Raw genomic sequence first — 17,515 nt, forward strand, 5'->3', positions numbered from 1 at the left:
GAGGCTCCGTTCGGCTGGGATCGGCGGCGGTCGGCGGGGCGTGGTGGTCGGGTGGGGGCGGGTCAGTCCTGGAGCCGGTCCCAGACCTCGCGGTCGCGCTCGGCGGTCCAGATGACGGGGCGCTCGATGCCGGAGAACTCGTCCCACAGGCGCGAGACGTCGAAGGGCAGGCAGTGCTCGAAGATGGGCCAGTGGCCGTAGGTGCCCTCCAGAGCGCCGTGGGCGGCGGTGAAGGCCTCCTTGAGGGTGCCGCCGCGCTCGTGCACGGCGCCGACCTCGCGGATCATGGTGGTGAGGAAGCCGCGGGTCTGGGCGATGGCGGCGTCGACCTGGTCGCGGCCCCGGGTGACGGCGCCGCGCCCGCCGACGAGCATCTCCGCCTCCAGCGCGGCGACGGCGTCCAGCGTGGGGCCGGCCCAGTCGTGGTGGAAGGCGTCGCCGGTGTAGAGCGCGGCCTCGGCCTCCACCAGGTCCCCGGCGAAGAGGATGCGGTGCTTGGGCAGCCAGGCGACGATGTCGCCCTCGGTGTGCCCGCGCCCGAAGTACTCCAGGACCAGCTCGCCCCGGTCGCCGCCCAGGTCGATGGTGGTGCGGTCGGCGAAGGTCTGGGTGGGCCAGGTCAGGCCGGGGACGGAGTCGGGGTCCTTGGCCAGGCGCGGCATGCGGCCGAACTCGCTGGCCCAGTCCTCCTTGCCGCGTTCGCGGATGAGTTCGTGCGTCTTCTCGTGGGTGAGGATGATCTCGGCGTCGAAGGCGCTGGCGCCCAGGACGCGGACCGCGTGGTAGTGCGACAGCACCAGGTAGCGCACGGGCTTGTCGGTGTGCTCGCGCAGCAGGGCGAGCCAGTCCCGGGCGGCGGCGGGGGTGGCCAGGGCCTCGAAGGCGACGACGAAGTCCTCGCCCTCGATCGCGCCCACGTTGGGGTCGCCCTCGGCGGTGAGCGCGTAGACACCGTCGGCCAGGACTTCCAGTGTCTGCTGCTTGGCCTCGGTGTCGGCGGAGGAGGCGAACGGCTTGGCTGCCATGGTCGAAGGCCCTTCACTCGCTCGGGCGGCTACCGCCGCCCTAATGATCAAACATTTGATTAGTTGGACCATAACGTGCCCCAGGCCACACCCCCAAGAGGCGTAGAAGGGATGATTTGGTGAGACACATCACAGTCCCAGACTACTGTCCGTCCCCACGGGTGTCCTCAAGGAGCCGCCGCGCGCCGGGAGCGCGCACGCCCCGGCCGGCCGCGGACCCCAGGGGCTAGGCTGAAGCCGTGACCCACAACACCGCTCCCCCCAGCGATCTCACCTTCTGGTCATTCGTGGACTACGCGGTGCAGAAGGCCGAGCAGGAACTACCCTCCGTCAACGCCGACGCCATGCGCATGGTCCTGACCCTCAACCGGGCGACGAGCATGGTCATCTACGACCTGGAGTCGAGCGTCCACCGACCGCGGGGCCTGACCTGGCCCGGGTTCCGGGTGATCTTCGCCCTGTGGCTGGCGGGCCCCATGGAGGCCAAGACCACCGCCGAGATCTCGGGGATGAGCCGCGCCGCACTGTCCGCGCTGCTCAACACCCTGGAACGGGACGGCCTCATCCTGCGCGAACGCGCCACCCACGACCGCCGCGCCCTGCAGCTGAGCCTCACCGAGTCCGGCTACCGGGCGATCCTGGGCGGCTTCCGCGCGCACAACCGCCGTGAGAGCGCCTGGGCCGAGGCTTTGGAGCCCGCCGAGCGCCAGGAGCTCGTCCGCCTCCTCAACAAACTCATGGCCGGCTCCACCGAGGCCCAGGCCAAGTTCCGCAGCTGACGGGGGCACGGCCGGAATTGGCCCTTGAGCCCGACGCGGCGGGCTGTGAGCATCGCGGCATGGACGATTCCCACCGCGCGCGGCTGCACGCCGCCCAGCAGCAGTTCACCCCGGAGACCGCCTACCTCAACACGGCCACGCACGGACTGGCGCCGATACGGGCCACCCGGGCCCTGGAGCAGCACGTGCGGGAGGTGGCGACGGGCCGCTTCTCCCCCGGCTCCGCCGACGCGGTGATCGACGCGGCACGAGCCGCCTACGCGCGGCTCACGGGAGTCGCCGTCGAACGGATCGCCCTGGGAACGCACGTCGCCCAGTTCGCCGGTACCGTCGCGGCCGCCCTGCCCGCGGGCGCCGAGGTGCTGGTGCCCAGCCGCGAGTTCGCCTCCGTCTGCTTCCCCTTCATGGCGCGGGAGGACGTGACCGTTCGCGAGGTGCCCCTGGAACGGCTGCCCGACGAGGTCGGTGCGCGCACCGCCCTGGTGGCCGTGTCGGCCGTGCAGTCCGCCGACGGGGCGATCGCGCCCCTGGAGGACCTGCTCACCGCCTGCCGCGACCACGGCGCGCGGCTGATGGTGGACACCACCCAGGCCGCCGGATGGCTGCCGGTGCCCTCCGAGCGGATCGACTACACCGTCTGCAGTACCTACAAGTGGCTGCTCGGGCCGCGCGGCGCCGCGTTCCTGACCGGTACCGCCGAGGCACTCGCGGAGCTGGCCCCGCTCGCGCCGAACTGGTTCGCGGGCGCCGAACCGTGGAACTCCCTCTACGGCGGGCCGGTGCGGCTCGCGCAGGACGCGCGCCGCCTGGACCTGGCGCCGGTGTGGTCGGCCTGGCTCGGGCTGGAGCCGGCCCTGGAGCTCATCGAGCAGGTCGGGGTGGAGACGATCCGCGCCCACAACGCCGAGCTCGGCGACCGGCTGCGCGCCGCCCGGGACATGGCGCCCACGGGGTCGGCGATCGTCTCGCTCCCGGCACCGGAGGGCGCCGCCGAACGGGTCGCGGAGGCGGGCGTGGTCGCGGCCGTGCGCGACGGGCGACTGCGTGCCTCGTTCCACCTGTACAACGACGAGTCGGACGTGGACCGCCTGGTCAAGGCCCTGGGCTGAGGCGTGGCGGACCCGCCGCCCGTACGCCCGGCCGGGTGTACGGGCGGCGGGGGGCGGGTCGGGCGTGTGCCCGCCCCGCCGCGCCGGCTTCCGGCGGTACCCGCCGGGCCCGCCTCAGAAGACGATGGCGCACAGCGGGGCGTGCGGGACCCGCAGCGCCGCGTCGAGCCGCTCGGCCGCGCCCGGAGTGTGCTCGGTGATCACTCCCGCGGCCAGGTGGGCGGCGAGCGTGTTCTGGCCCAGGTAGGCCGCGCCGAGCTGGGAGACGTCCAGCGACAGGTCCGGATCGCCCTCGGCGGCCTCGACCCTGGCGCCGTCGCGGTCGGCCTTGAGCCGCCAGCGCCCGGCGTTCCAGGGCGCGTGGCGGTCGGTGACCTCCACGACCGTCTCCACCGGAGCGGCGTAGGCGCGCTCGGCCAGGGCCGCGCGCACGTCCACCAGGCGCACCCACAGCGCGGTGCCCGGGGCGGCGGCGATGCGCTGCCGGTCGGCCGCCAGCGCCCAGAGGGGGTCGTCCATCGCGGCGGAGGACAGCACGATCCTGGCGACCAGGTCGCGGGAGAAGACGTGCTCGTACAGCGCGACCCGCGCGGCGGGGGTGGTGGAGACCATCTCCTGCACACGCAGTTCGCTCTTCGGTCCGGTGTGCCCCCACTCGGCCCGGACGCGGTACAGGGCGTAGCCCTGGGGTCCGTCGGGTCCGCTGACCACGACCGCCCGCAGGGGGCCGTTGCCGCCCCGCTCGTCGGGCTCGTCGCGCAGGGCGCGGTCCCACCAGGCCTCCGAGCGCTGGAAGCGTCCGATCCGGGTGGCGGCCTCCTCCCGGAAGAGCGCCTCCATCTCGCCACGGACGCGACCGGGGTCGGCCAGGCGTACGGTCAGCTCCGGGTCGCGGGGCGCGTCGGCGCGCAGCACGGCGTAGGGGGAGTCGATGGACAGCTCCGCCTCCATGGAGGCGGCCCCGTAACCGAACCGGCCGTAGATGCCGCCCTCGCTCGCCCAGAGCGCGGCGACGCTCTCACCGGCCCCGTGCAGGTCGGCGAGCTGGCGGCGCATGAGCGCGCTCAGGACGCCGCGCCGCCGGTGCGTGGGCCACACGCCCACGCCGGTCACGCCCGCGACCTGGCGCGGACCGCCCGGCATGGCCATCTCGAAGTCGAAGGAGTTGACGGCGCCCACGATCTCGTCGCCGTCCGCGGCCACCAGGATCCGGTCCAGGCCGGCGCCGCCCATGATGGGAAGCAGCCGCTCCACGCGGGTCTCCACGTCCAACGCGAACAGGAGCGCCTCCCCCACCACTCGGGCCACCTCGGGGAACTCCTCGCGGGCGATGCCGCGCACGATCCATTCGTCGGGGCGCGGGCTGGGTGGACCGGATACGGCGTTGTTCGTCATGCTCGTATAGCTACCAGGCGCACCGCACCTCCGGCCACAGGTTTTCCCGCGTGCGAGTAACGGCGTGTCGCGGTGGGCAAGCCCTCCTTGTGACGCACTCGACCACAGCCCGCCCCGACCGCAGCGACCGCCGCCCCGACGGTGGCCGGCCCAGACTCGTGGTGGGGGTGGACGCGGGCGGAACGAGCGCGCGCGCCCTGGTCACCACACTGACGGGCCGACGCCTCGGTGAGTCCTGGGCCGGCGGAGCCAACCCCAACGCCCACGGGGCCCAGCACGCGTCCGCCCAACTCGCCGAGGCGGTCGAGGGGGCCCTGGACCAGGCCGGTCCCCGCTCGCGCGGCGCGGTCGCGACCGTCGTCGTGGGACTGGCCGGGGTGTCGGCGCTGCGCGACCCCGACGTTCGCGCGGCGATGGAGGGCGCGCTGGCCGAAGCCGGCCTGGAGTCCGCGGACAGCGAGTTCACCGGCGACGACGAGATCGCCTTCGCCGCGGGCACACCGGTGCCCGACGGAACAGTGCTCATCGCGGGCACGGGGGCGATCGCCACCAGGATCGTGGGCCGGCGGCGCGACCGGTCGGCCGACGGGATGGGCTGGCTGATCGGCGACGACGGGTCGGCGTTCTGGATCGGGCACCAGGCCGCCAAGGAGACGGCGCGCCAGCTCTCGCGCGGCGGGGACCTGACCCCTCTGGCCCGCCTGGTGGCCAAGGAGGTGATCCCGGGCCAGCGGCCGGTCGACGGAGACGACCACCTGCCCGAGGAGCACGCCCGCAACTTCGCGCGCACCCTGACCGCCGCTCCCCCGATCCGGCTCGCCGCGTTCGCCCCTCTGGTCAGCCGGGCCCACGAGCAGGGGGATCCGGCGGCCGAGGTGATCATCAACGCCGCGGCGGGCCACCTGGCCCGCTCGGTCCACCAGGTGCGCACGCCCGGCGAGTGCCGCCCCATCGTCCTGGCCGGGGGCGTCCTGCTGCACTCGGGTCCCGTCCGCGAGGCGCTGACCCGCAAGCTGGCCCTGGGGGCCGCCGGATCACGGATCGTCCTGGCCGGCTCCACCGCCGGCGGCGCGGCCTGGCTCGCGGCGCTGCGCGCGGGGGCCGAGGAGTCCGACGACCGCCTGCACGAGGCCTTCACGCTCAGCGGCGGGGGCCGCGACCGCACCGACGCGGCCTGAGTGCGCAGGCGGCGTCGGCGCGGGCCCCGTGCGGACCCTGGGCCGCGACGGCCGCCACCGCTGACGCGCCGTCACACCGCCCCGCCCCGGGCCCGGAGGTCGAGGTTCTCCAGGGCGATGAGGTAGGCCTCCCCGAAGGTGGGGAACTGGGTGATGGAGTCGGACAGGACCGACAGGGGCAGGCGCGCCCGGATGGCCAGGGCCGCGGTGTGGATCCACTCCGAGGCCAGCGGCGCGAACGCCCACGCCCCCACCAGGACTCCCCGCTCGCGGTCGGCGACCAGGCCCAGCGTGCCGCGCGGGTCCGTGCCGTAGGTCCAGGGGCGGGCCAGGGTCCGGGGCAGGTCGGCCTCGGCGGTGGCGGTGTCGATCCCCCTCTCGCGCGCCTGGGACTCGGTGAGTCCCACGGCGGCGATCTCGGGGTCGGCGAAGACCACGCGCGGGACGGCGGTGTAGTCGGCGGTGCGGTCGCCGCCCAGGATGTTGTCGGCGACCAGGCGCCCCTGGTACTTGGCGACGTGCGTGAACAGCGCCCGCCCGGTGGCGTCTCCGACGCCCCACAGCCCCGGCGCCGCCCGGCAGTGCCCGTCCACGACCAGGCCGGTCCGGTCCATGCCGACCCCGGCCTCCTCCAGGCCCAGGCCGTCGGCGCGGGGCCGCCGGCCGGTCGCGAGCACGACCACGTCCGTGCCCACGATCGTGCCGTCGGACAGGGACGCGACGACCTCCGCGCCCGCGCGGGCGACGGAGGCGACCTCGGCGCCGGTGTGCACGGTGATGCCGTCGCGCGCGAACTGCTCGGTGACCAGCGCGCACAGGCGCGGCTCCTCACGGTCCAGCAGGCGGGGGCCGCGCTGGACGACGGTCACGTTCGTGCCCATCCTGGCCAGGAACTGGCCGAGCTCCACACCCACGGCGCTGCCGCCGATCACCAGGGCCCGCCGGGGGATCTCCGTCAGCGTGGTGGCCTCGCGGTTGGTCCACACCGTGGCGGGGTCGAGGTCGTCCAGTCCCCGCACGGGCGGGCGCAGCGGGGCGGAGCCGGTGGCGACCACGACGTGGTCGGTGCTCACCCCGGTCCCGCCGACCTCCACCCGCCAGGGATCGCGCCCGGTCACGCGGCCCTGGCCCCTGAGGACGAGGGCACCCTGCTCCTGGTACCCCTTGACCTGGGCCGAGTCGTCCAGGTGGCGGATCATCTGGTCCCGGTAGGCGCGCAGTGCGGGCCAGTCCAGCCCGGGCCGCGACAGGCCGGCGGCACCGGCGGCACCGGCGCGGGCCTCCGGCGGCCGCAGCAGCGTCTTGGTGGGGACGCAGGCCCAGTAGCCGCACTCGCCGCCGATGAGTTCGCGCTCGACCACCGCGACGCGCCGACCGGCGGCGAGCAGGCGGCTCGCGACGGTCTCCCCGCCGGGCCCCATGCCGATCACGACCACGTCCATGTGTTCCACGCCTGGCTCCGTCCACCGTCCGTCGGGGTCGACTCCGATGGTCTCGGCTGGGCGGCGCGTCCGGAAGGCCCGACACGCGCGCCCTGCCAGGACCTTCGGCCGGGCCGGTGGGGCGGGGGCCGCGCGCGGGCCGTGCGGCGTGTCACGTGCCGGACGTGCCGCGGCGCCGTCGGGGGCGTGGTGTACTGACGGGTCGACACCGCCAGCATCCCCGGAAGGAAGCCGTCCCGGCGCACCCGCATGTCCACCCAGACCCTTCTCCTCGTCCTCGATCTCGTCGGGATCTTCGCCTTCGCCCTGGACGGGTCGCTGACGGCCATCCGCACCGCGCGGGTGGACATCGTCGGTGTCATGTCGCTGGGTGTGATCACCGCCATCGGCGGCGGCGTCATCCGCGACGTCCTCCTGGGTGTGACTCCCGCGACCTTCCAGGACTGGCGGTACCTGGTGACCGCGCTGGCCGGAGCGACCCTGGCCTTCTTCCTCAGCAGCCAGCTGAGCCAGCTGAGCAAACCGATCCTGCTGTTCGACGCCGCGGGACTGAGCCTGTTCGTGGTCATCGGCGCGACCAAGGCGATGGAGCTGGGCTTCGGTCCGCTCCAGGCGACGATCCTGGGCGTGATCACCGGTGTGGGCGGCGGGACCATCCGCGACGTGCTGACCAACCGGGTGCCGACCGTGCTCAGCGCCAACTCGCACCTGTACGCCGTCCCGGCCACGCTCGGCGCCGGGTTCGTGGTCGTGGTGTCCGTGTTCGGTTTCGGCGCGGGCTGGGTGGCGGTGGTCGGCGCCGTGCTGTGCTTCGTCGTGCGCGTGCTGGCGCTGCGCTACCGGTGGAACGCCCCGTCCCCGCCCGGAGCTCCCCCGCTGTAGTCCAGGGCGCGCGCCGCCGTGCGCCGCAGGATCGCGACCATGGCCGGAACCGGTTCGGTGACGCGGCCGCGGTGGACGGCGAAGATCTCCCTGGCCAGGCTGGCGCCCTTGAGCGGGCGGCCGACCCAGCCCCCGCCGCGGGCCGCGCCCAGGATGCTGCGCGGGATGAGCGCCACACCGACCCCCGCCTCGATGAGCGCCAGGGCCACCTCGTAGTCGCGGGTCTCGTAGGTGACGTTCAGCCGGACCCCGGCGGCCGCGGCGGCGTCGTCCAGGGTGACCCGGTTGTGGATCCCGGGCGCCCCGCAGATCCACTCCTCCCCGGCCAGGTCGGCCAGGGACAGGGACCGGTCGGTTATGGGGTGTCCGGTCGGGGCGACGGCCATGAGCGGGTCCACGAGGATGCGTTCGCGGTGCAGCCCTCCGGTACGGGGCAGGGGTGTGCCCGGGTAGCGGTGGGTGATGAGCAGGTCCAGGTCGCCGGAGGTGACCAGGTCGTAGCCGCCCGGGGGTTCGACGTCCGACAGGGACAGGCGCACGTGGGGGTGTTCGCTGCCGAAGGCGGCGAGCGTGGCGGGCAGCAGGACCTTGCCCGCGCTGGCGAAGGCGCCCAGGGACAGGCGCCCGGGCGGCTCGCCCGCAACAGCACGGACCGCCGCCTCGGCGTCGCGGAGCTGGCCCAGGACCCGTTCTCCGTGGTCGAGCAGGACCAGGCCGGCCTCGGTGAGCGTGGCGCCGGCGCGTCCGCGTTCGACGAGCTGGCAGCCCACCTCGCGCTCCAGCTTGGTCAGTTGCTGGGAGAGGGCGGGCGGGGTGAAGGAGAGCCGCTGGGCCGCGGCGGCGATGGAGCCGGCGTGCGCGATCTCCACCAGCACGCGCAGCCTGTTGGCGTCCAGCATGCCCGTTCCTCCTGCTCAACAACATCTGACACAAAGCTCTGCTTATGGATATTTAGCAAGCTCAACTTTAAGTTAATGCCCGGTCGCGGCAGAGTGGTCCCATGAGCCCCAGAACCGCGCACGCAGTCCCCACGGCCACCGACGTCCGAGCCGCCGCGGAGCGCATCGCGCCCTACGCCCGGCGCACACCCGTCCTGCACACCGAGATCGACGGCCGCCCGGTCTCGCTGAAGTTGGAGTACCTCCAGCGCACGGGCGCGTTCAAGCTGCGCGGAGCACTCAACGCCCTGCTCGGCGGACCGCCGACCGACCGGGTGATCACCGCCTCGGGCGGCAACCACGGACTCGGCGTGGCGACGGCGGCACGGCTGCTCGGCGTGCGCGCCACGGTCTACGTGCCGGAGACGGTCCCCGAGGCCAAGGCCGCTCCCCTGGCGGCCACGGGCGCGGAGATCGTGCGGGTGGGCGAGGAGTACGCGCAGGCCGCGGCCGAGGCCCGATCGCGCGCGCTGGCCGAGGACGTGCGCTACCTGCACGCCTACGACGACGCGCTCGTGGTCGCCGGGCAGGGCACCATCGGCCTGGAGATCGCCTCCGACGCGCCCGAGTGCGACACCGTCGCGGTCGCCGTCGGCGGAGGCGGCCTGGTGGCCGGGGTGCGCCTGGGCTCCGGCGACCGCCGCGTGGTGGGTGTGGAGCCGCGCGGGTGCCGGAGTCTGCACTCCGCGCTCGCGTCGGGCCACCCCGTCCAGGGCCCCGTGGACTCCGTGGCCTCCTCCGCCCTGGGCGCGGCCACCCTGGGCGAGGTGCCCTTCGAGGTGCTGCGGTCGCACCCGGTGACGACCGCGCTGGTCGGCGACGACGAGATCCTCGCCGCCCAGGACCGGCTGTGGGAGGAGTTCCGGATCGCCACCGAACCGGCCGCCGCCGTGCCCTTCGCCGCCTGGCTGGCGGGCCTGGTACCCGGCGAGCGCCCCTGCCTGGTGGTGTGCGGCGCCAACGCCGAGTGGCGACGCACGGGCTGAGGCCGCGCGATGGCCGGCGCCGGGGCCGTGTCGGCTCTCACCTGGGCCGATGCCCGCCACCGGAGCCGATGGGTGACACACGGCACTCCGTGCACCCCGACGCAGTGGTTACCGGCCGGTCGCCCTTACATTGGTGTGCGTCATCGACCGACCGAGTGAGGGAGAACACGTGCTCTACGGTGCGTTGCGGCAGACCGCGGCGGTGCTCGCCCGGACCCTGTGCCGCCCGACCATCGAGGGCCGTGAGAACGTCCCTGCCCGCGGCGCCGTCCTACTGGCCAGCAACCACCTGTCGTTCGTCGACAGCGTGGTCATCCCGCTCTCGGTCACGCACCGGCGGGTGCGCTTCCTGGCCAAGAGCGACTACTTCGAGGGCACCGGCCTCAAGGGCCGGGCCACCAGGACCGTCTTCGGTTCGCTGGGCGCGATGCCGGTGCAGCGCGGCAACGCGCGCGATGCCCTGCTGTCGCTGGAGATGATGCTCGACCGGCTCCGCGAGGGCGAGGCGTGCGTGGTCTACCCCGAGGGCACCCGGTCCCGGGACGGGCGCCTGTACCGGGGCCGGACCGGCGTGGCCCATCTGGCCATGGAGTCCAAGGCGCCCGTCGTGCCCGTGGCGGTCTCCGGCACGCAACTGGTCCAGCCGATCGGCGCGTCGATGCCCCGACCGCACCCGTTCACGGTGCGCTTCGGCGAGCCGCTGGACTTCTCCACCGGCTACGACCACCTGGCCCCGGGCAAGGCTCGCCGCGAGATCACCGACCGCGTGATGGACGCCATCCACGGCCTGTCCGGCCAGGAGCGCGCGCACGAGTACAACACCTACACCAGCGAGGAGTGAGGCCCCGGGGTGCCGGCCGGCGGGGCGCGCCGCACCGGCCGGGGCACCCGCGGAACACGCCCTAGATCGTTGATGGGAGTTTTCTGAATCTCCTGCGGGCACAGCGAAGGGCGTCGAGGATCAGTGTGTGACGACCGACCTTGACGCCCTTCTGACAGCACTCTACGTCCATCTGGACGACCATGTCCTGCCTTCACGCGAACGACCACCCAGGCGCGGCCCGGCCCCGCTGCTCACCGACGCCGAACTCGTGTGCGTGGCCATCGCCCAGGTCCTATTGCGCTATGACTCCGAACGGCACTGGATCCGCGCCGCGCACTCCCGCATCGGTCACCTCTTCCCCCGCCTGCCCGGCCAGTCCGAGTACAACCGCCACCTGCGCGCCCTGGCCCCGGTTCTGTTCGAAGCGGCGCTGTGGCTGGTCCGGGCCACACCCACCTGGTGGGAGAGGCTGCGTTTGATGGACGGCACCCCGCTGCGCTGCGGCGCTTCCCGCGTCACCGTGAACCGCTCGGGCCTGGGCGAGATCGCGGGCTACGGGCGTGATGCCTCCCATCACGCCTTCTACTGGGGCGCCAAGCTGATGCTCGTCACGACTGCGGACGGGGCCGTGGCCGCGTTCAGCCTGGCCCACCCCAAGGAGCTGGACGAGCGCAAGCAGGCCCTGCACCTGGCCCACGTCCAGACCCTGGCGCCCGGCCCGTGCCCGATCGTGTGCGACAAGGGGTTCGCCGGGGCCGGGGTCGAGACCGCGATGGCCGCTCTGGGACACGTGCTCATCCGGCCCCGGCGCGATGACGAGCCCAAACCCGCAGTGAAGGTGTTCCCGGGCTGGTTGCGCCAGCGCATCGAGGCGGTGATCTGGACATTGAAGAACCAGCTCGGGCTGGAGCGGCACTCCGCACGCAGCACCGAAGGCCTGTGGGCCAGGGTGTGTCAGCGCATCTGCGCGCTCAACGCCGCGATCTGGCACAACTGGCTGATCGGCGCCCCGGTCAAGCGGTCCCTGATCGCTTACGACCACTGACCAGGACACCAAACCCCCATCAACGATCTAGTGTTCTGATTGGTTATTTCGTTTATGGTTGCAGGATGAGTGCTCCTGGACCGAAGCTGCCCCCGCTGGAGCTGAGCGACCAAGAACGCGCCGAGCTCCAGCGGTGGGTCAGACGACGCAAGACCGCACAGGACCTGGCCCTGCGGGCCCGGATCGTGCTCGCCTGCGCCGAAGGCCTGTCCAACGCCCAGGTCCGCCGCGAGGTAGGAGTATCGGCGCCCACGGTGACCAAGTGGCGCCAGCGCTTCATCGCGCACCGCTTGGACGGCCTGACCGACGAACCCCGGCCCGGACGGCCGCGCACGATCACCGACGCCCAGGTCGAGGCGGTGGTGGCCGCCACCCTGGAGAGCACACCCGCCCCTGACACCCACTGGTCCACGCGCTCCATGGCCCAGCACACAGGCATGACCCAGAACGCGGTGTGGCGCATCTGGAACGCCTTCGGCCTGCAGCCCCACCGGCGGGAACAGTTCAAGATCTCCACCGACCCGTTCTTCATCGACAAGGTCCGCGACGTCGTCGGCCTCTACCTCGACCCGCCCGAACGGGCGGTGGCGCTGTGCGTGGACGAGAAGTCCCAGATCCAGGCGCTCAACCGCACCCAGCCGGTGCTGCCGATGATGCCCGGCACCCCCGAGCGGGCCACCCATGACTACGTGCGTGCCGGGGTGACCAGCCTGTTCGCCGCGCTGGACACCGCCACAGGGCAGGTGATCACTTCGATCCACCGCCGCCACCGCGCCATCGAGTTCAAGAAGTTCCTGGCCAAGATCGACCGCGAGGTCCCCGCGGACCTGCAGGTGCACCTGGTCCTGGACAACTACGCCACGCACAAGACCCCCGAGATCCAAAGGTGGCTACTACGCCACCCCCGGTTCCACCTGCACTTCATCCCGACCAGTTCCTCCTGGTTGAACCTGGTCGAGCGGTGGTTCGCCGAGATCACCAACCGGCTGATCCGCCGCGGCACCCACCGCAGCGTCCAGGCCCTGGAGAAGGACATCCGCGCCTGGGCCGCGTCCTGGAACGAGAATCCCCGACCCTATGTGTGGACCAAGACCGCAGAGGAGATCCTCGACAGCATCGCCTCATACTGCCAACGCATCAGCAAGTGAACTAACCAATCAGAACACTAGAAGGGCCGGTCGCCCACGATCGCGACGCGCTCGGCCACCCGCGGGTGGGGGTGGTAGTCGTTCACGGCGTAGTGCTGGGTGGCGCGGTTGTCCCAGAACGCGATGGAGTCGGGCCGCCAGGAGAAGCGCACCTGGAACTCGGGCGCGTGCGCCTGTTGGAAGAGGAAGCGCAGGATCTCGTCGCTCTCGGCCGGGTCCAGGCCCACGATCCGCGTCGTGAAGGAGACGTTGACGAACAGCGTCCGGCGGCCGGTCTCGGGGTGGGTGCGCACCACGGGGTGCTCGACCGGGGGGAACCGGTCCTGCCACTCCAGCAGCCGGTCGCTGTCCAGGAAGCGCGCGAAGCCCGGGATGACGTCGTGGACGGCGGTGCGGCCCTCGATGCGCTCCTTGACGTGGTCGGGCAGGTTGTCGTAGGCGGCGGCCATGTCCGCCCACAGGGTGTCCCCGCCCATCGGCGGCACCTCGACCAGGCGCAGGATCGCGCCCATGGCGGGCTCCTCGCGCCAGGTGACGTCGGTGTGCCAGACGTTCTCGTAGCTGGGCGGCAGCGCGCCCTTGGCGAAGCGGGCGACGTGGGCGTCCTCGCCCCGGTCGATGAAGGGGTTGGTCTCCAGCTCGCCCCACATGCGGGCGATCTCCTGCTGGCGCCGGGAGTCGATGGGCTGGTCGCGGAAGAACACGACCTTGAACTCCAGCAGCGCGCGGTGCAGTTCGGCGCGCTGCTCCTCGCTGATGCGCTCGCGCAGGTCGACGCCGTGGATCTCCGCGCCGATGAGGGGGCCGAGGGGACGGACCGCGAAGAGCTCGTAGGGCCGGGACACGGCGCCCGCGGGGAGCCGTCGCAGACGGCGCGGTCCCTCGACGAGGGCGTCGTCGACGGCCGCGCTCGCGCGCAGCCGCTTCGAGGCGGTGTCGATGGTCGCGGTCATGGGTGTGGCCTTTCCGTTGGGTGGATGGGCGCGCGTACGCGCCGGGGACCTCCGGTCGGGGTGCCCGAGGGCACGGCTGGGCCGGAGAGAGGACAGGCGGGGCACCGTCGGGGCACACGTGGATCGCGGCGGGACGGTGTCGGCGCCGCGAGGGAGGGGACGCGGCTCAGCCGCGGGGAGGGGAGCCCAGGCGTCCGCGCCGCAGGATGAGTCCCGGGGTTCCGCGGCGCGCTCTGTCGGCCCGCGCCGACCGGGCGGCGGTCGGGGGCGTACTGAGGGCGTCCATGACTGTGAGCGTGGTGCAGGACGGCCCCGTGTGTCAAGGCAGCCGCACACGGCCCGTGGGCGGGCCGTCCGGCCAGTGCCGTTGGTCCCGGATCCGGTGGGCGATCGTGCGAGGAGAAGGTGCGTCGTACCCGGGCGCCCGCGCCGCGGTGTGCCTAGCGTGAGGTTCAGGTGGAGATCGGTGATGGGGAGGACTCCTTGAGCGAGGGATCGGCGCGGCCGGTGGTGGCCGCGGTGGACGGGACCGAACAGAGCCTGCGGGCACTGGACTGGGCGGCCGACGAGGCCGGGATCCGGGACCGGCGGCTGCGCGTCGTCTACGCCTTCGAGTGGCCGATGCGCCGCGTCGCGGCCATGGGCGCTCCGGGGTTCGACCCCGACGAATTCGCCCGCCGCATCCTGGAGGACGCGCGGCAGCGGGTCGAGGCGCGCACGCCCGAGGTGGCGATCGACCCCGTCTACGTCGACGGCGACCCCGTCCCGGTCCTGCTGACGCAGGCGAAGGAGGCCGAGGTCCTGGTCCTGGGGTCGCGGGGCCTGGGAACCCTGGGATCGGCGGTGCTCGGTTCCACCGGGATGCAGCTCGCGACGGCGGCCGCCTGCCCCGTGGTCGTGGTCCCGTCACGCACGACCGGACCCCGGTCCGGGCGCGTCGCGGTGGCCGTGGACGGCTCGCCCGCCTCGCTGGCCGCGCTGGACTGGGCCTTCACCGTGGCCGAGGACCACGACGCCACCCTGTCCGCCATCATGGTCTGCGACGATCCGCCGAGCCTGTTCACCGGACCGCTGGCGAAGGCCGCCTACCGCGGGCCCTCCGAGACCGAACGCGCGGCCGCTCAGGAGATCGCCCACCAGTTGCTCGCCGACGCCACCGCGCCGGGCCGCGAACTCCACCCGCAGGTGCGGGTGACGGAGGTCGTGGCCGCCGGGCACGCCGCCCAGGAGTTGATCGGCGAGGCCGAGGAGGCCGACCTGCTCGTGGTGGGATCGCGCGGCCACGGCGGGTTCGCCGGGATGCTGCTCGGCTCGGTGAGCCATGCCGTACTCACGCACTCGACCCGGCCCGTGGCGGTCGTCCGGGCACCGCGGGACTGACGGCCGCGCCGGACGCTCCCGGCCGGCAGGGACCTCGGCCGGGTGCGGCGGTCGGGGCGGGACCCGGGCCACCCGGACTATCCTGCCCCCATGCGCGTGCTCCTGCTGTCCGACACCCACATCCCCCGCCGTGCCCGCGACCTCCCCCCACCGGTCTGGGAGGAGGTCGACCGCGCCGACGTGGTCGTGCACGCGGGCGACTGGTGCGACGCCGAGAGCCTGGACCGCCTGGCGGCCCGGGCCCGCCGCCTGGTCGCCGTGTACGGCAACAACGACGGGCCGGAGCTGCGCGCGCGGCTGCCCGAGGTCGCCCGCGCCACGCTCGGCGGGGTGCGCTTCGCCGTCGTGCACGAGACCGGGGCGACCCGCGGCCGGGAGAAGCGGTGCGAGCGGCGCTTCGGCGGCAGCGACGTGCTGGTGTTCGGGCACTCCCACATCCCCTGGGACACCCGCACGCCCTCGGGCCTGCGGCTGCTCAATCCCGGCTCGCCCACCGACCGGCGCCGTCAGCCGCACCACACGTACATGACGCTGGAGGCCGCCGAAGGCGAGGTGCGCGAGGTCCGGCTGCACGAGCTGCCCTGACCGGAGGCGCCCCGCCCTCCTCAGGCGCCTCCGAGGTCACGGTCGCACCAATCCGGCGGCGAGGACTTGCCTTGCGGCTCCCGATCGTGAAGGTTTTCTTCTACGCTCATGCTGACAGTCGCACACGGTGCCGCCCCGGTCACGGGATCGCGGACCGACCGGTGCGACGGAGGCCGGAAGGAGCCATCTTGGCGTACGCACGCCGGACCCGCCCCGCGAGCCGCGGAGCCGTCCGGATCCCCCGTACCACCGCCTGCCGCGGCGCGCTGGCCGCCGCGGTCGCGCTGTGCCTGCTGCACACACCGCACGCCGCCGCCTCGGCGGCGGCCGTCCCCGAGGAACCCGTGCCGCTGCCCTGCCGGGTCGACGACCAGGCCCCGCCCAAACGGCAGCTGCGGGCGGAGTGGATCGCCGGGGTGTACAACATCGACTGGCCGAGCCGAGCGGGGCTCACGGCCGAACAGCAGCGCGCCGAGCTCACCGAGCTCTACGACCAGGCCCGGGACGACGGCCTCAACGCGGTGTTCGTGCAGATCCGGCCGACCGCCGACGCGTTCTGGCCCTCGCCCCACGAGCCGTGGTCGGAGTGGCTGACCGGCGAGCAGGGACGCGACCCCGGCTACGACCCGCTGGCGTTCGCCGTGGCCGAGGCGCACGAGCGCAACCTGGAGTTCCACGGCTGGTTCAACCCCTACCGCGTGGCCATGCACGACGACCCCTCGCGGCTGGCCGAGGACCACCCCGCCCGGCTCCACCCGGACTGGGTCTTCGACTACGGCGGACGCCTCTACTACGACCCGGGCGTGCCCGAGGTCCGTGCCTTCGTCGTCGAGGCGATGATGGACGCGGTCGAGAACTACGACCTGGACGGCGTGCACTTCGACGACTACTTCTACCCCTATCCCGTGGCCGGGCAGGAGATCCCCGACCAGGACACCTTCGACGAGTACGGCGGCGGTTCCGACGACATCGGCGACTGGCGGCGCGAGAACGTCGACCGCCTGGTCCGGGAGATGGACGAGGCCGTCCACGACGCGAAGCCGCACGTGAAGTTCGGGGTCAGCCCGTTCGGGATCTGGCGCAACGCCGGCAGCGACCCGGCGGGCTCGGACACCAACGGGTTCGAGTCCTACGACGGCATCTACGCCGACAGCCGCCGGTGGGTGGCCCAGGGGTGGGTGGACTACATCAACCCGCAGGTCTACTGGGAGATCGGCCTGCCCGTGGCCGACTACGCGGTCCTCGTGCCCTGGTGGGAGGACGTCGTCGCCGACACCGACGTCCAGCTCTACATCGGACAGGCCGCCTACAAGGCGGGCAACGACGGCGCCTGGTCCGATCCGGCGGAGCTGGCCCGGCACCTGGAGTTCAACCGGGACCACCCCGGCGTGGACGGCGACGTGTACTTCAGCGCGACGTCGCTGCGCACCAACGCCAGGACGGCGATGGACGCGGTGGTGGCCGAGCACTACGCGCACCCCGCCCTCATCCCGGTCAAGGCGGACCTGGGCGGTTCCGCGCCCGCGGCGCCCGTGGTCTCGCGGGCCGAGCACGGCGAGGACGGCACCCGCCTGACGATCCGACCCCGGCCGGGCGAGGAGCCCGCCTACTACGCGGTGTACGCGATCGACGGTCCGCCGGACCCGGGCTCGGTGCCGTGCCGGATCGAGGACCCGCGCCACCTGCTCGGCACCGTGCGCGCAGACGGGGACCGCCCCGCGGTGTTCACCGCCCCGGCCCACGAGGGCGAGCGGACCTACTACGCGACCGCCCTGGACCGGCTGCACCACGAGAGCCCGCCCGGGAACCCCCGCCACACGCCCTGACCCGGCCCGAGGGCCACGGGG

The 17,515-nt window shown here is 73.4% G+C and carries 16 protein-coding genes; 11 read left to right on the plus strand and 5 right to left on the minus strand.

From position 1 onward, the window contains the following. Nucleotides 1-62: 62 nt before the first annotated feature. A complete protein-coding gene (locus M1P99_RS25910) occupies nt 63-1,025 on the minus strand; it encodes an MBL fold metallo-hydrolase (RefSeq protein WP_304455197.1) in 963 nt (320 codons plus the stop codon). Between the two features lie 239 nt (nt 1,026-1,264). On the opposite strand from M1P99_RS25910, the gene M1P99_RS25915 reads away from it, so the two are divergent. Further along, nucleotides 1,265-1,804 (plus strand): MarR family winged helix-turn-helix transcriptional regulator, encoded by a 540-nt coding sequence (locus M1P99_RS25915; RefSeq protein WP_304455198.1) that lies wholly within the window; start codon nt 1,265-1,267, stop codon nt 1,802-1,804. Between the two features lie 59 nt (nt 1,805-1,863). Then, entirely contained in the window at nt 1,864-2,913 is a 1,050-nt protein-coding gene (locus M1P99_RS25920) for an aminotransferase class V-fold PLP-dependent enzyme (RefSeq protein WP_304455199.1), read from the plus strand. Between the two features lie 114 nt (nt 2,914-3,027). On the opposite strand, the gene M1P99_RS25925 is transcribed toward M1P99_RS25920, so the two are convergent. After that, a complete protein-coding gene (locus M1P99_RS25925) occupies nt 3,028-4,308 on the minus strand; it encodes a GNAT family N-acetyltransferase (RefSeq protein ID WP_304455200.1) in 1,281 nt (426 codons plus the stop codon). 167 nt (nt 4,309-4,475) lie between these two features. On the opposite strand from M1P99_RS25925, the gene M1P99_RS25930 reads away from it, so the two are divergent. Continuing rightward, entirely contained in the window at nt 4,476-5,486 is a 1,011-nt protein-coding gene (locus M1P99_RS25930) for an N-acetylglucosamine kinase (protein WP_304455833.1), read from the plus strand. A 71-nt stretch (nt 5,487-5,557) separates the two neighbouring features. Here the strand turns inward: M1P99_RS25930 and M1P99_RS25935 are convergent, their stop codons facing one another. Further along, nucleotides 5,558-6,937 (minus strand): NAD(P)/FAD-dependent oxidoreductase, encoded by a 1,380-nt coding sequence (locus M1P99_RS25935; RefSeq protein WP_304455201.1) that lies wholly within the window; start codon nt 6,935-6,937, stop codon nt 5,558-5,560. Nucleotides 6,938-7,177: 240 nt separating this feature from the next. On the opposite strand from M1P99_RS25935, the gene M1P99_RS25940 reads away from it, so the two are divergent. Then, nucleotides 7,178-7,810, plus strand: coding sequence for a trimeric intracellular cation channel family protein (locus tag M1P99_RS25940; protein ID WP_304455202.1), 633 nt, complete (start codon nt 7,178-7,180; stop codon nt 7,808-7,810). On the opposite strand, the gene M1P99_RS25945 is transcribed toward M1P99_RS25940, so the two are convergent. Continuing rightward, entirely contained in the window at nt 7,765-8,709 is a 945-nt protein-coding gene (locus M1P99_RS25945) for a LysR family transcriptional regulator (RefSeq protein WP_304455203.1), read from the minus strand. The genes M1P99_RS25940 and M1P99_RS25945 overlap by 46 nt on opposite strands. A gap of 101 nt (nt 8,710-8,810) precedes the next feature. Between M1P99_RS25945 and M1P99_RS25950 the strand changes: the two genes are divergently transcribed. From M1P99_RS25950 to M1P99_RS25965, 4 genes are all read left to right on the plus strand, one after another. After that, entirely contained in the window at nt 8,811-9,734 is a 924-nt protein-coding gene (locus M1P99_RS25950) for a threonine/serine dehydratase (RefSeq protein WP_304455204.1), read from the plus strand. 169 nt (nt 9,735-9,903) lie between these two features. Next, entirely contained in the window at nt 9,904-10,575 is a 672-nt protein-coding gene (locus M1P99_RS25955; protein WP_304455205.1) for a 1-acyl-sn-glycerol-3-phosphate acyltransferase, read from the plus strand. A 127-nt stretch (nt 10,576-10,702) separates the two neighbouring features. Further along, on the plus strand, nt 10,703-11,602 hold the full coding sequence (locus M1P99_RS25960) for a hypothetical protein (RefSeq protein WP_304455206.1): 900 nt from the start codon (nt 10,703-10,705) through the stop codon (nt 11,600-11,602). A gap of 65 nt (nt 11,603-11,667) precedes the next feature. Continuing rightward, complete coding sequence (locus M1P99_RS25965; protein WP_304454452.1) at nt 11,668-12,750, plus strand: IS630 family transposase; 1,083 nt, start codon at nt 11,668-11,670, stop codon at nt 12,748-12,750. 17 nt (nt 12,751-12,767) lie between these two features. Here M1P99_RS25965 and M1P99_RS25970 read toward each other — a convergent pair whose 3' ends face one another. Beyond that, nucleotides 12,768-13,703: a TauD/TfdA family dioxygenase gene (locus tag M1P99_RS25970; RefSeq protein ID WP_304455207.1), complete on the minus strand. Its 936-nt coding sequence runs from the start codon at nt 13,701-13,703 to the stop codon at nt 12,768-12,770. A 483-nt stretch (nt 13,704-14,186) separates the two neighbouring features. Between M1P99_RS25970 and M1P99_RS25975 the strand changes: the two genes are divergently transcribed. The 3 genes from M1P99_RS25975 to M1P99_RS25985 all read left to right on the plus strand — a co-directional run bounded on the left by M1P99_RS25975 (nt 14,187) and on the right by M1P99_RS25985 (nt 17,494). Further along, nucleotides 14,187-15,083 carry a universal stress protein gene (locus tag M1P99_RS25975; RefSeq protein ID WP_304455208.1) on the plus strand — a complete coding sequence of 299 codons (897 nt, stop codon included), beginning with the start codon at nt 14,187-14,189 and terminating at the stop codon, nt 15,081-15,083. Between the two features lie 90 nt (nt 15,084-15,173). Then, a complete protein-coding gene (locus M1P99_RS25980; RefSeq protein ID WP_304455209.1) occupies nt 15,174-15,668 on the plus strand; it encodes a metallophosphoesterase in 495 nt (164 codons plus the stop codon). A 188-nt stretch (nt 15,669-15,856) separates the two neighbouring features. Beyond that, nucleotides 15,857-17,494, plus strand: a complete 1,638-nt coding sequence (locus tag M1P99_RS25985) for a glycoside hydrolase family 10 protein (protein ID WP_304455210.1) — start codon at nt 15,857-15,859, stop codon at nt 17,492-17,494. Nucleotides 17,495-17,515: the final 21 nt, after the last annotated feature.

Source organism: Nocardiopsis sp. YSL2 (assembly GCF_030555055.1).
GTDB lineage: Bacteria > Actinomycetota > Actinomycetes > Streptosporangiales > Streptosporangiaceae > Nocardiopsis.